The 12,916-nt window shown below is 71.7% G+C and carries 15 protein-coding genes; 6 read left to right on the plus strand and 9 right to left on the minus strand.

The features are described 5' to 3' along the window. The first annotated feature begins 25 nt into the window (after positions 1 to 25). Complete coding sequence (locus tag ACWEVP_RS23150) at positions 26 to 1,201, plus strand: acyl-CoA dehydrogenase family protein (protein WP_452064629.1); 1,176 nt, start codon at positions 26 to 28, stop codon at positions 1,199 to 1,201. A 35-nt stretch (positions 1,202 to 1,236) separates the two neighbouring features. Continuing rightward, complete coding sequence (locus ACWEVP_RS23155; protein ID WP_452064630.1) at positions 1,237 to 1,767, plus strand: NIPSNAP family protein; 531 nt, start codon at positions 1,237 to 1,239, stop codon at positions 1,765 to 1,767. A gap of 42 nt (positions 1,768 to 1,809) precedes the next feature. On the opposite strand, the gene ACWEVP_RS23160 is transcribed toward ACWEVP_RS23155, so the two are convergent. After that, complete coding sequence (locus tag ACWEVP_RS23160) at positions 1,810 to 2,694, minus strand: transketolase family protein (RefSeq protein ID WP_452064631.1); 885 nt, start codon at positions 2,692 to 2,694, stop codon at positions 1,810 to 1,812. After that, positions 2,691 to 3,386 carry a thiamine pyrophosphate-dependent enzyme gene (locus ACWEVP_RS23165; RefSeq protein ID WP_452064632.1) on the minus strand — a complete coding sequence of 232 codons (696 nt, stop codon included), beginning with the start codon at positions 3,384 to 3,386 and terminating at the stop codon, positions 2,691 to 2,693. The genes ACWEVP_RS23160 and ACWEVP_RS23165 overlap by 4 nt, the downstream gene beginning before the upstream one ends. 53 nt (positions 3,387 to 3,439) lie before the next feature. Between ACWEVP_RS23165 and soxR the strand changes: the two genes are divergently transcribed. Both soxR and ACWEVP_RS23175 read left to right on the plus strand, forming a co-directional pair. Beyond that, complete coding sequence (gene soxR, locus ACWEVP_RS23170) at positions 3,440 to 3,901, plus strand: redox-sensitive transcriptional activator SoxR (protein WP_452064633.1); 462 nt, start codon at positions 3,440 to 3,442, stop codon at positions 3,899 to 3,901. A gap of 33 nt (positions 3,902 to 3,934) precedes the next feature. Beyond that, positions 3,935 to 4,468 (plus strand): RNA 2'-phosphotransferase, encoded by a 534-nt coding sequence (locus ACWEVP_RS23175; RefSeq protein ID WP_452064634.1) that lies wholly within the window; start codon positions 3,935 to 3,937, stop codon positions 4,466 to 4,468. 3 nt (positions 4,469 to 4,471) lie between these two features. Here the strand turns inward: ACWEVP_RS23175 and ACWEVP_RS23180 are convergent, their stop codons facing one another. Continuing rightward, positions 4,472 to 5,059: a TetR/AcrR family transcriptional regulator gene (locus ACWEVP_RS23180; RefSeq protein ID WP_452064635.1), complete on the minus strand. Its 588-nt coding sequence runs from the start codon at positions 5,057 to 5,059 to the stop codon at positions 4,472 to 4,474. A gap of 205 nt (positions 5,060 to 5,264) precedes the next feature. Here ACWEVP_RS23180 and ACWEVP_RS23185 point away from each other — a divergent pair, with 205 nt between their 5' ends. After that, positions 5,265 to 7,457: an MMPL family transporter gene (locus tag ACWEVP_RS23185; protein WP_452064636.1), complete on the plus strand. Its 2,193-nt coding sequence runs from the start codon at positions 5,265 to 5,267 to the stop codon at positions 7,455 to 7,457. Between the two features lie 43 nt (positions 7,458 to 7,500). Here ACWEVP_RS23185 and ACWEVP_RS23190 read toward each other — a convergent pair whose 3' ends face one another. From ACWEVP_RS23190 to hisD, 4 genes are read right to left on the minus strand one after another with little or no spacing between them, the layout of a single operon-like run. Continuing rightward, positions 7,501 to 7,659 (minus strand): hypothetical protein, encoded by a 159-nt coding sequence (locus ACWEVP_RS23190; protein WP_452064637.1) that lies wholly within the window; start codon positions 7,657 to 7,659, stop codon positions 7,501 to 7,503. Then, complete coding sequence (gene hisB, locus ACWEVP_RS23195; RefSeq protein WP_452064638.1) at positions 7,656 to 8,255, minus strand: imidazoleglycerol-phosphate dehydratase HisB; 600 nt, start codon at positions 8,253 to 8,255, stop codon at positions 7,656 to 7,658. The genes ACWEVP_RS23190 and hisB overlap by 4 nt, the downstream gene beginning before the upstream one ends. Continuing rightward, positions 8,252 to 9,352, minus strand: coding sequence for a histidinol-phosphate transaminase (locus ACWEVP_RS23200; protein ID WP_452064639.1), 1,101 nt, complete (start codon positions 9,350 to 9,352; stop codon positions 8,252 to 8,254). Before ACWEVP_RS23200 ends, hisB begins: the two co-directional genes overlap by 4 nt. Continuing rightward, the gene (hisD, locus tag ACWEVP_RS23205) at positions 9,352 to 10,674 is read right to left on the minus strand and encodes a histidinol dehydrogenase (RefSeq protein WP_452064640.1); all 1,323 of its coding nucleotides are present in this window, start codon (positions 10,672 to 10,674) and stop codon (positions 9,352 to 9,354) included. The genes ACWEVP_RS23200 and hisD overlap by 1 nt, the downstream gene beginning before the upstream one ends. A gap of 83 nt (positions 10,675 to 10,757) precedes the next feature. Between hisD and ACWEVP_RS23210 the strand changes: the two genes are divergently transcribed. Continuing rightward, entirely contained in the window at positions 10,758 to 11,552 is a 795-nt protein-coding gene (locus tag ACWEVP_RS23210; protein ID WP_452064641.1) for a carbon-nitrogen hydrolase family protein, read from the plus strand. On the opposite strand, the gene ACWEVP_RS23215 is transcribed toward ACWEVP_RS23210, so the two are convergent. Together ACWEVP_RS23215 and ACWEVP_RS23220 are read right to left on the minus strand one after the other, a co-directional pair. Continuing rightward, on the minus strand, positions 11,549 to 12,220 hold the full coding sequence (locus ACWEVP_RS23215) for a response regulator (protein ID WP_452064642.1): 672 nt from the start codon (positions 12,218 to 12,220) through the stop codon (positions 11,549 to 11,551). The genes ACWEVP_RS23210 and ACWEVP_RS23215 overlap by 4 nt on opposite strands. Further along, a complete protein-coding gene (locus ACWEVP_RS23220; RefSeq protein ID WP_452064643.1) occupies positions 12,217 to 12,909 on the minus strand; it encodes a response regulator in 693 nt (230 codons plus the stop codon). Before ACWEVP_RS23220 ends, ACWEVP_RS23215 begins: the two co-directional genes overlap by 4 nt. Positions 12,910 to 12,916: the final 7 nt, after the last annotated feature.

Genomic DNA, 12,916 nt, shown 5'->3' on the forward strand with positions numbered 1-12,916 from the left:
ATCGACGCGTCCCCCGGGAGCCCTCATGAGCAGCCGCACCCCTGACCCGCACGACTTCCTCGACCTCGACGCCGGGCTCGCCGAAGAGGAGCGCGCGATCCGCGACGCCGTCCGCGCGTACGCGAAGGACCACCTGCTCGACCGGGTCGCGGACTGGTACGAGACCGGCTCCCTGCCGGCCGCCGAGCTCGCCAAGGGCTTCGGCTCGCTCGGACTGCTGGGCATGCACCTGGAGGGCTACGGCTGCGCCGGCACGAGCGCGGTCGCGTACGGCATCGCGTGCCGTGAGCTCGAAGCCGTCGACTCGGGGTTGCGCAGCTTCGTGTCGGTGCAGGGGTCGCTGGCGATGTACGCGATCCACAAGTGGGGCAGCGAGGAGCAGCGGCAGGAGTGGCTGCCGCGGATGGCCACGGGCGACGCGCTGGGGTGCTTCGGGCTGACCGAGCCGGACGCGGGCAGCGACCCGGGCTCGATGCGGACGCGGGCGGTGCGCGACGGGTCGGACTGGGTGCTGTCGGGCACGAAGATGTGGATCACCAACGGAACGGTCGCGGACGTGGCGGTGGTCTGGGCCCAGACCGACGACGGGATCCGCGGCTTCGTCGTCCCGACGTCGACGCCGGGGTTCACGGCCAACGAGGTCAAGCACAAGCTGTCGCTGCGGGCGTCGCTGACGGCGGAACTGGTGCTGGACGGCGTGCGGCTGCCCTCGTCGGCGGCGTTCCCCGAGGTCCGGGGCCTGCGCGGGCCGCTGTCGTGCTTGAACGAAGCGCGGTACGGCATCTTGTTCGGCGTGGTGGGCGCGGCTCGCGCGTGCTACGAAGCGGCGTTGGAGTACACGCTGTCGCGGTCGCAGTTCGGCAAGCCGCTGGCGGGGTTCCAGCTGACGCAGCGCAAGCTGGCGGACCTGCTGGTGGAGGTCAACCGCGCCGGCCTGGTGGCGCTGCAGATCGGCCGGCTGAAGGACGCGGGGACGCTGCACCACAACCACGTGAGCTTCGGCAAGATGGCGAACGTCCGCTCGGCTCTGTCGGCGGCGCGTGAGGCGCGCTCGATGCTGGGCGCCAACGGGATTTCGCTGGAGTACCCGGTGATGCGCCACATGGCGAACCTGGAGACGGTGCTGACGTACGAGGGCACGGAGGAGATGCACGCGCTGTCGCTCGGCCAGGCGGTGACGGGGCTCGCGGCGTTCCGCTGAGCCGTTTTGTCGGTGGTGGCCGCTAGCTTGCTTCGGTGGACTTCTCTTCGTATGAGACGGTGCTGGAGCTGCGCCGCTACACGCTGCACCCGGGTCGCCGGGACGAGCTGATCTCGTTGTTCGAGCGCGAGTTCGTCGAGCCGCAGGAGGCCGCGGGGGCGCATCTGTTCGGGCTGTTCCGGACCCCGGCGTCGCCGGACGAGTTCGTGTGGCTGCGGGGGTTCCCGTCTCTTGCCGCTCGCGCCGACGCGCTTTCGGCGTTCTACACGGGGCCGGTGTGGCGCCGTTTCCGGGACGAGGCCAACGCGACGATGGCAGACTCGGACAACGTGCTGCTGCTGCGCCCGGTCGTGCGGGGGCTGGCTTCGCCTCCGCCGGGATCGGGGGTGTACGTCTCCCTGGAGGAGTCACCGTCGGCGTTCGCGGTGTTCGAGACGGAGCCGTCGCCGAACAACTTCCCCGCGTTGCCGGTGCGGACGGACGGGCCGTTCACGGTGTCCTTCAGCCGGTCTCCTTCGGACTACTCGGAGCCGCTGGAGCCGACTGCGCGGTCGTTGCTCCGATGAGAGTTCCTCGCGGAACTCGCGGTCCGCACCCGGCTCCGCCGGTCACTCCCCCAGGAAATCCCTGATCGACAACCCCAGCGACCCGGCATCCAGCCCATGGGCCAGGTCGTGGTCGGCGATCCCGCCGTAAGTCCGCACCTCCGCGTCCCGTCGCACGCCCAGCGACTTCAGCCGATGCGGCACGTCCGACAACGCTTCGGCCACCCAATGAGCCGAAGTTCCCGCCAGGTAAGGCTCCACGAGCACCACCGAAGGCGAAGCCGAAAGCACCGCCGACCGCAGGCCGGCGGCGTCGAACGGCCGGATCGTCGACGCGTACAACACCGTCACGTCCAACCCGGCACAAGCCCGGAGCACCCGATCCAGCATCGGGCCGACAGCGATCACCACACCGGCGGAACCGAACCGCAGCCGGGTGAAGCCGACCCCGAGGTGCGGGGAAGCGTTGGCCTGCGCCGAAAGCCGCACATAGACCCGGCCGTCCCCGGGGATCGACTCCAGCAGCAACCGGCGGGCCTCGGCCGCGTGGCCGGGCACGTGCACCGTCCAGCCCGGCAACGAATCGATCAGAGCCACGTCCCCGGGCGACTGGTGCGTCCGGCCCGCCATGGACATGTCGTACGAAGCCCCGTACGACACCAGCACCCCGCCCACGTCCTGGTGCGAAAAGTCCAGCTTGATCTGCTCGAACGCCCGCTCCACCAGGAACGACGGGAACGTGTGCACGATCGGCCGCAGCCCCGCCAGCGCCAGCCCGGCGCCCGCGCTCACCAGCAGCTGCTCGCGGATCCCCACGTTGATCACCCGATCCGGGTGACGCCGGGCGGCGCCGGCCAGCTGGGCCACCGAAATGTCCGCCAGCACCACCGCCACGTCCGGGTCCGCGTCCAGGATCTCCTCCGTGGTCCGCAGGAATGTCTCCCTCATGAAAGCTCCTTCGGCTCGACGACCGCGACCACGGCCAGCGGCCGGCCGGGATGCGGTGACGTGAACGCCTCGTACAGCGCCTGGTGGTCGCGGCCCGGGACCGTGCGCGTCTCCCAGCCCTCCCCCTCGAAGCGGCGCCCGATCCCGCCCGGCCAGCCGTGTGTCGACGACTGGTTGTCGATCACCACCGTCGTCAGGTTCTCCAGGCCCGACCGCGCCGCGACGACGATCGCTTCGTGGTTCGAGCCCTCGTCCAGCTCCGCGTCGCCCACCAGCGTCACCACCTTCGACGACAAGCCGCGGGCTCGCAGGCCCAGCGCCGTACCGAGAGCGATCGGCAGGCCGTGGCCCAGGGAACCGCTCGAGATCTCGACGCCCGGCACGCGCCGCCGGTCGGGGTGGCGGCCCAGGCGGGACAGCGCGTTCGACCACGTCGGCAGCTCGGCCTCCTCCAGAAAGCCTTTCACCGTCAGCACCGCGTAGTACGCCATCGGGCCGTGTCCCTTGGACAGCAGGAACCGGTCGCGGTCCGGCGCGCGGCTGGTCGACGGCGTGATGTCGAGCACGCGGTCGTAGAGCACCCACAAGACCTCCACAGTGGACTCCGCGGCGGCGTGGTGCTTGTCGTCGCCGGTCATCAGCGAAATCAGGCGCGGGAGGTCGGCGTAGCCCGGTTCGGTCGCGGTGGTCATGTCCCCGACGATGCAACCTCGACTAAACTCGAAGTCAAGGATAGCCTGACCAGGTGACGAGGCTCGCTGAACATCTCAGCATCGGACAGGTGGCGGACCGCAGCGGGGTGCCGCACACGGCACTGCGGTTCTACGAGGAAAAAGGGCTGATCAGCTCGGAGCGGTCGGCGGGCAACCAGCGCCGCTACCCGCGCTCGGTGCTGCGCCGGATCGCGTTCATCCGCGCCGCGCAACGGGTCGGTCTTTCGCTGGAGGACATCAGCACGGCGCTGTCGTCGCTCCCCGCCGACCACGCCCCGACGAAAGCCGACTGGGCACGCCTGTCCCGCGACTGGCAGCACGAGCTCGACGCCCGGATCGACGCCCTGCAACGCCTCCGCGACCGGCTCACCGGCTGCGTCGGCTGCGGGTGCCTGTCGTTGCGCAGCTGCGCGCTCTACAACAACGACGACGAGCTGGCCCGCTTCGGGCCGGGGGCGAGCAAACTGCGTCCCGCCGTCGAAGGTGGCATCTAAATCGCTTGCCCGCCGCGGGATCCTGGTCGGGAAATGAACGAGAAAGAAACGACCCGCATCTCCAAGCGGCTGTCCCTGCACCTGCGCCACGATCCCGCCGCCATCGGCCTCACGCTGAGCCCGGACGGCTGGGCGCCGGTCGAGCACCTCCTGCGCGCGCTGAAGATCACCCGCGAGCAGCTCGACGAAGTCGTCGAAACGAACAACAAGCGCCGCTTCGCCTTCGACGAAACGGGCACGCGCATCCGCGCCAGCCAGGGCCACAGCGTCGACGTCGACCTCGGGCTGGCCGACGCCGTCCCGCCGGACGTGCTCTACCACGGGACGGTCGCGAAGTTCCTCGACGCGATCCTGCGCGAAGGGCTGCGCCCGATGAACCGCCACGCCGTCCACCTCTCGGCGACGATCGACACCGCACGCGTCGTCGGCGCCCGGCGCGGGAAGCCGGTGATCCTGCGCGTCGACGCCGCGGGGATGACCGCCGCGGGGCACGCGTTCCAGGTGAGCGCGAACGGCGTGTGGCTGACGGCGGCGGTGCCGCCGGCGTTCCTGTACCGCGTCGGCTGACGACTAGGTCACCGGAGCGAGGCCGCGGCGGCGGGGGCGGCCCAGCAGGCGGCGGCCCACGTCCAGCAGTTCCGCGCGCAGCTCTTCGTCGCCCAGCCGGGCCAGGTCCGGGGACCCGCCGGCCATCGCGATGCCCGTCAGCGTCACCATGGCGTTGACCCGGGCTGACGGCGTCGGGTCCGGGCCCGACAGGATGCCCAGCAGCGCCTGGCCGAAGCCCTCCATGCCCCCGTGCGCCGACTTCTCGATCGCGCGGGCGATGCCCGGGTCGCTCGAGAACAGCGCCACCAGCGCGCGGTGCCGGATCACCAGGTCGACGAACCCCTCCAGCAGCAGGTCCACCTGCGTGCCGCGGCGCTTCTGCGCGGCCGCGCGCAGCACCAGTTCGTCCAGGTCGCGGACGCCGGGCTCGGCCACCGCCTCGGTGATCTCCGCCTTCGTCTTGAAGTGGTAGTAGACCGCGGCCTTGGTGACCCCCAGCGCGTCGGCGATCATCTGCAGCGACGTGCCCTCGACGCCGTGTTCGGTGAACAGCCGCAGCGCGGTCTGCAGCAGTCGGGTCCGGGTGTCCCCGTCCGGGCCGGCGGTCATTCTTCCTCCTCAGCGAGCCGTCGGAGCGTACGTCACTCCCTGTCGATCGGCAAACCGACTACTAGCCGATCGGCTGGGATAAACCTTGCTGTTCGGCAAGTCACATACTTGCCGATCGGCTTGGAGGTCTCCTTGCCGATCGGCTAGCTTGGTCAGTAATCAGATGGAGTGAACCGACCCCGTTCGGGCGAAACGGAGCTGACTCGTGGCGACCTTCCTGTACCGGCTCGGCCGGGTGTCCTTCCGACGGCGAGCGCTGGTCGCCGCCGTCTGGGCGGCCGTCCTCGTGGCGCTCGGGCTGGGCGCCCTCACGCTGTCCGGCCAGCTGTCGAACTCGGTGACGATCCCCGGCACCGAGTCGCAGCGGGCCGTCGACCAGCTGACCGAGAAGTTCCCGCAGGCCAACGCCGGTGGCGCCACCGCCCGCGTCGTCATCGAGGCCCCCGCGGGCACCACGGTCACCGACGCCAAGGGCAAGGCCGCCGTCGAGGCCCTGGTCGGGCAGCTGAAGACAGCACCGAAGGTCGCCGCCGTCGTCGACCCGTTCCAGGCGCGGTCGATCGCCCCCGACCAGCGCGTCGCGCTCGCCCAGGTCAGCTACGGCGCGAAGGCGTACGAGCTCACCGACGGTGATCGTCAGGCGCTGCTCGACACGGCGAACGCGGCCCGCGACGCCGGGTTCACCGTCGAGTTCGGCGGCGACGCCGTGCAGGGCATCCCCGAGACCGGCGCGACCGAAGGCCTCGGCGTGGCGGTCGCCGCCGTCGTGCTGATCATCACCTTCGGCTCGCTGGTCGCCGCCGGGATCCCGCTGCTCACCGCGCTGATCGGCGTCGGCACCGGCATGGGCGGCATCTTCCTCGCCTCGGGCTTCCTCGAGCTGAACTCGAACACGCCGATCCTCGCGCTGATGATCGGGCTGGCCGTCGGCATCGACTACGCGCTGTTCATCGTGTCGCGCTACCGGCACGAACTGCGCCTCGGCCGCGATCCCGAGGAGGCCGCCGGCCGCGCGGCCGGCACCGCGGGCTCGGCCGTCGTGTTCGCCGGGCTGACGGTCATCATCGCGCTCGCGGGCCTGACCGTCGTCGGCATCCCGTTCCTCGGCCAGATGGGCGTCGCCGCGGCCGTGACCGTCGCGGTCGCCGTGGTCATCGCGCTGACGCTGCTGCCGGCGATCCTCGGCTTCGCCGGCACCCGGGTGGCCGGCGAGCGCATCCGGCTGCGCCGCAAGCCGGTCGAAACGACGCACGGCGAGCGCTGGGCGCGGTTCGTGGCCCGCCACCGGATCCCGGTGCTGCTCGTCGCGCTGGCCGGGATGGCCGTCGTCGCGCTGCCCGCGCTGGGCATGCAGCTCGGTCTGCCCAACGACAGCACCGCCGCGCCCGAGTCGACGCAGAAGAAGGCGTACGACATCGCCAGCCGCAGCTTCGGCGAGGGGTCGAACGGGCCGCTGCTGGTCGTGGTCGACACCGGGGCCAGCACCAACCGCCAGGCCGCGCTCGGCCAGGCCGCGGCGGACATCCAGAAGCTGCCCGACGTCGCCGCCGTCACCCCGCCGCGCGTCAACCAGACCGGTGACACGGCGTTGCTCACGGTGATCCCGAAGAGCGGGCCGAGCAGCACCCGGACCGAGGACCTGGTCGCCGCGATCCGCAGCGAATCCGGTGTCCTGGAGAACGCGACGGGCGCGAAGCTGGCCGTCACCGGGCAGACCGCGGCGAACATCGACGTCTCGGAGAAGCTGTCCGACGCGATGCTGCCCTACCTCGCGCTGATCGTCGGGCTGGCGTTCGTGCTGCTGATGCTGGTGTTCCGGTCGGTGGTGGTGCCGCTGAAGGCGACGATCGGCTTCCTCGGCTCGGTCGCGGCGACGTTCGGCGCGGTGGTCGCGGTGTTCCAGTGGGGCTGGCTGACGGACCTGCTGGGCGTCGAGTCGACCGGTCCGATCATGAGCATGCTGCCGATCCTGCTGATCGGCGTGCTGTTCGGGCTGGCGATGGACTACCAGGTGTTCCTGGTGACGCGGATGCGCGAGGAGCACGTGCACGGCGCGGAGCCGCAGGAGGCGATGGTGACCGGCTTCCGCCACGGCGCGCGGGTGGTCGTCGCGGCGGCGCTGATCATGATCAGCGTGTTCGCCGGCTTCGTGCTCGCGGAGTCGACGCTGATCCAGTCGATCGGGTTCGCGCTGGCGTTCGGCGTGCTGGTGGACGCGTTCGTGGTCCGGATGACGCTGGTGCCGGCGGTGATGTCGCTGCTGGGCCGCGGCGCGTGGTGGCTGCCGAAGTGGCTGGACCGGATCCTGCCGGACGTGGACGTGGAGGGCGAGAAGCTGACGAAGCAGCTCGACGCCCCGGGCGACGAGCCCCGGGAGCTGGTCGGCGCGAGCCGCTGACGAACCAGGAAATGCCCCCTCGTCCGAGGGGGCATTTTCCGTCTCAGCTCATGAGCCAGAAGATGGCGCCGCCGATGGCGAGCAGGGCCGCGACCCCCAGCACCACGGCCATGAACTTGGCCGTTTTCCACGTCGAATAGACCCCGCCCACCAGGAAGCCGCCGAGGGCGAGCAGCAGGACGCCGATGACACTGTTGCTCACAGCACGCCCTTCGTCGACGGGATGCCGCCCGCGCGCGGGTCCGGCTCCGTCGCCGCTCGCAGCGCCCGGGCCACCGCCTTGTACTCCGCCTCCGCGATGTGGTGCGGGTCGCGGCCGTGGATCACCCGCACGTGCAGCGCGATCTGCGCGTGGAACGACAGCGAATCGAAGACGTGGCGGGTCAGCACGAACGGGTAGTTGCCGCCGATCGTGAAGGTGGTGAACTGCTCCGGCTCGCCCACGTGCACGCAGTACGGCCGGCCCGACACGTCGATCGCCGCGTGGGCCAGCGTCTCGTCCATCGGGATCCACGCGTCGCCGAAGCGGCGGATTCCGCTCTTGTCGCCCAGGGCCTGGCGGATCGCCTGGCCCAGCACGATCGCCGTGTCCTCGACCGTGTGGTGGGCGTCGATGTGGACGTCGCCGGTCGCCTCCACCTTGAGGTCGAGGGACCCGTGGACGCCGAACGCCGTCAGCATGTGGTCGTAGAACGGCACGCCCGTGGAGATCTCCACCTCGCCCGTGCCGTCGAGGTCCAGCTGGACGGAGATCGAGGACTCCTTGGTGGTCCGTTCGACCTTGCCAATGCGGGTCATCGCGAGACTTCCTTACTCGCCTCGAGGAAGGCGTCGTTCTCCTCCGGGGTACCGATGCTGACGCGCAGGTGCCCTTCGATGCCGGGCTCGCGGATCAGCACCCCCTTGTCCAAATAGGACAGCCACGCCGCGTGCGGGTCGCTGAACCGTCCGAAGAGGACGAAGTTCGAGTCGCTCGGCACCGGGTCGTAACCCAGGCCCGCCAGCGCCTCCACGACGCGGTCGCGTTCCGCGGCCAGCTTGTGCACACTGTCCAAAGTGGCGTCCGCGTGCCGCAGCGCCGCCCGCGCCGCCGCCTGCGTCAAGCGCGACAGGTGGTACGGCAGCCGCACCAGCTGCAGCGCGTCGACCACCGCCGGCGCCGCCGCCAGGTAGCCGAGCCGCCCGCCCGCGAACGCGAACGCCTTGCTCATCGTGCGCGAGACGATCAACGACGACGGGTAGTCGGCCAGCAGGTGGACCGCGCTGGCCTGCGAGGAAAACTCCGCGTACGCCTCGTCCACCACCACGATCCCGGTCGCCGCGTCCAGCACCGCGCGCAGCTCGTCCAGGGGGATCGAACCGCCCGTCGGGTTGTTCGGGCTCGTGACGAACACGATGTCCGGCCGCTTCTCCGCGATCACCGCCGCCGCGGCGGCCGTGTCGAGCGTGAAGTCGTCCCGGCGCGGCGCCGGGACCCACTCGGTGCGCGTGCCGGACGCGATGATCGGGTGCATCGAGTACGACGGCTCGAAGCCGAGCGCGCTGCGCCCGGGCCCGCCGAAGGCCTGCAGGATCTGCTGCAGCACCTCGTTGGACCCGTTCGCGGCCCAGACGTTCGCCTCCGACAGCACCACCCGCGTCGACACGCTCAGGTAGTCGGCCAGGTCCTGCCGCAGCGCCACCGCGTCGCGGTCCGGGTAGCGGTGCAGCTCGGCGGCCTCGGCCCGGACCGCCTCGGCGACGTCCGCGACCAGCTCGGGCGGCGGCGGGTACGGGTTTTCGTTGGTGTTGAGCCGGACCGGGACGTCCAGCTGCGGCGCGCCGTACGGCGTCTTGCCGCGCAGGTCTTCGCGCAGCGGCAGCTGGTCCAGGGTGACCTCTTCGCCGATCGTCATCAGAGCGAACCCCCGAAGCGCGCGGTGACGGCCTCGCCGTGCGCGGGCAGGTCCTCGGCGTCGGCCAGCGCGACGACGCGCCCGGCGACCTCGCGCAGCGCGTCCTCGCTGTAGTCCACGACGTGGATGCCCTTGAGGAAGCTCTGCACGGACAGGCCCGAGGAGTGGCGGGCGAACCCGCCGGTGGGCAGCACGTGGTTGGACCCGGCGCAGTAGTCGCCGAGCGACACCGGGGCGTACGCGCCGACGAAGATGGCGCCCGCGTTGCGGACCCGGGCGGCGACCGCGCGTGCGTCCGCCGTCTGGATCTCCAGGTGCTCGGCGGCGTAGGCGTCGACCACACGCAGGCCGTCGTCCACTGTGGACACCAGGATGACGCCGGACTGCTTGCCGGCCAGCGCTTCCGCGACACGCTCGGTGTGCTTGGTCGCCGCGACGCGGTTCACCAGTTCCTTGTCGACGGCGTCGGCCAGCTGCTCCGACGTCGTGACCAGCACGCTCGCCGCGAGGGGGTCGTGCTCGGCCTGGCTGATCAGGTCGGCCGCGACGTGCACCGGGTCGGCCGTCTCGTCGGCGAGGATGGCGATCTCGGTGGGCCCGGCTTCGGAGTCGATGCCGATCAGCCCGCGCAGGAGGCGCTTCGCCGCGGTCAGGTAGATGTTGCCCGGGCCGGTGACCACGTCGACCGGGGCGAGCTCGGCGCCGTCGGTGTCCGTGCCGCCGTACGCGAGCAGCGCGACGGCCTGCGCGCCGCCGGCCGCCCACACCTCGTCGACGCCGAGCAGCTCGGCCGCGGCGAGGATGGTCGGGTGCGGCAGGCCGTCGAAGGCGGCCTGCGGCGGCGAGCACACCACCAGCGATCCGACGCCGGCGATCTGCGCCGGGACGACGTTCATCACGACGGTCGAGGGGTACACGGCCAGCCCGCCGGGGGCGTAGAGGCCGACGCGCTCGACCGGCACCCACTTCTCGGTGACCGTGCCGCCGTCGACGACCGTGGTCGTGACGTCGGTGCGGCGCTGCTCGGCGTGCACCTTGCGGGCGCGGGCGATCGACTCCTCCAGCGCGGCGCGCACCGCGGGGTCGAGCTGCTCCAGCGCCCGCGTCAACGCGGCGCGCGGCACCCGCACGGACGCCGGCCGCACCTTGTCGAACTTCTCGGTGTACTCGAGGACGGCTTCGACACCGCGGTCACGGACCGCCTCGACCACCGGGCGCACGAGGTGCAGCGCCGCGTCCACGTCGTATTCGGCGCGAGGGAGCGTGGCGCGCAGTTCGGCGGCGGTCGGGACCTGCCCGCGCAGGTCGGTGCGGTTCAACATGCCTCCAGGGTACGAGGTCACGCCCAGCCGCTTTTCAGCGATACTCCCCGGTGACGGCCGATCCCAGCATGCAGGAGGCAGCGGTGGCGCGAATCGCGTTGTGCCAGGTCAACTCGGGTGACGATCCGGAGGCGAACCTGAAGCTGGTTCGCTCCGGCGTCGAGGCCGCGGTGGCCGACGGCGCGCGGATCGTCGTGTTCCCGGAAGCGACGATGGCGCGGTTCGGGCGGCCCCTCGCCCCGGTCGCGGAGCCGCTCGACGGCCCGTGGGCGTCGGCGGTGGCCGCGGTGGCGGCCGAGCACGACGTCGTGGTCGTCGCCGGGATGTTCACCCCGGCGGACGCGGGCCGGGTGCGCAACACGCTGCTGGTCACCGGCCGCGGGCAGCACCGCGGCTACGACAAGATCCACCTCTACGACGCGTTCGGCTTCGCGGAGTCGGACACGGTCGCGCCGGGCACCTCGGTGACCACGTTCGAGCTGGACGGCGTCGTCTACGGCGTCGCGACCTGCTACGACGTGCGCTTCCCGGAGCTGTTCCGCGCGCTGGCCGACGACGGCGCGGACGTCGTGCTGCTGCCGGCGTCCTGGGGCGCCGGCGAGGGCAAGCGCGAGCAGTGGGAGGTGCTGGTGCGGGCGCGGGCCCTCGATTCGGGCTGCTGGGTGCTGGCGTGCGGCCAGGCCGACCCGTCGGCGACCGGCGTCACGGTGAACCCGAAGGCACCGACCGGGGTCGGGTATTCGCTGGTCGCGGACGGGTTCGGCCGGGTGCACGCCGCCGCGGGCGCGGGCACGGAGACGCTCGTGGTGGACGTGGACCCGGCGGTGTCGGCCAAGGCCCGCACGGCGACGGGAGCCCTGGCCAACCGCCGGCTCTAGCGGAGGAGGCCTTCGCGGATCGCGACCCGGACGAACCCCGCGCGCCGGCGTTCGCCCGTCTTGTCGCGGATGCGGTCCAGGTAGGACCGGACCGTGCGGACGCTGATGTTCAGGATCTCCGCCACGTCGACGTCGCGTTCCCCGGCCGCCACCAGCCGGAGGACCTGCTTCTCGCGCTCGGACAGCACGATCTTGGGCCCCGCGTGCCGCTCTTCGCTGTCCTGGATGATCATCCCCGCGAGCGTCGGCGACACGTACGCGTTGTCGTCGGCGATCGTGCGGATCGCGCGCAGGAGCTCGTCGCCGTCGACGTCCTTCGACAGGAACCCCTTCGCGCCCGCCTGCATCGCCCCCAGCACCTCCGGCTGTTCCGCGTGCGCGGACACCACCAGCACCTTGTGCCCCATCTGCCCCACTTCCAGGACCGCGGCCGCGTCCTGGACGCCCCGGAGCTTGAGGTCGAGGACCACGACGCTGCCCGCCGGCTGGTCCTGCACCGCGAACCGGGCCACCGAATCCGCGACCGCGCCGAGCTCGATGTCGGGCGCTTCGGTGAGCACGCGCGTCAGCGCGTACCGGTAGAGCGGGTGGTCCTCGATCACGCCGACGGCGATCCGGCGCGGCGCCGGAGCCGGGGCCGGGACGTCGTTGTCGGCGGGTTCGCTCATTTGCGGCCGCCGCGACGAGGCCCGGAACCGCCGATCAGGCCGCGCCGGATGGCCTCCTTGACCAGGCCCGGCCGCCGCCGTTCGCCGGTCTTGTCGCGGATGCGGTCGAGGTAGCCCCGCACGGTCCGGACGCCGATGCCGAGGATCAGCGCGATGTCGACGTCCCGCTCCCCCGCCGCGACCAGCCGCAGCACCTGTTCCTCGCGCGGCGACAGCTCGACGTCCGCCGAGACGGCGGGCCGGTCCGCGTTGTCCTTCATGATCATCCCGGCGACCACGGCGGAGACGTACGCGCCGCCGTCGGCCACCGTCTTGATCGCGATCAGCAGTTCGTCCGCGTCGACGTCCTTGGAGAGGAACCCCCGCGCCCCCGCGGCGATCGCCCCCAGCACGACCTCGGGCTCGGCCTGCGCGGAGACCACGAGCACGTGGTGCCCGAGCTCGCAGACCTCCAGCACCGCCGCCGCCCCCGCGACGCCGGGCAGGCCCAGGTCCAGCAGTACCACGCTGCCCGGCGGCTGCCGGTGCACGTGGAACCGCGCCACCGAGTCCACCACCGCGCCGAGTTCGACGAACTCGGCTTCGGCCAGCACCCGCTCCACGGAGACGCGGTACAACGGGTGGTCCTCGATGACCGCGACGCGGACCCGCCCTTGGCCCACTTCGCCGGTCGAACGCTCTTCTGTCATTTGCACG

Source organism: Amycolatopsis sp. NPDC003865 (genome assembly GCF_053605345.1).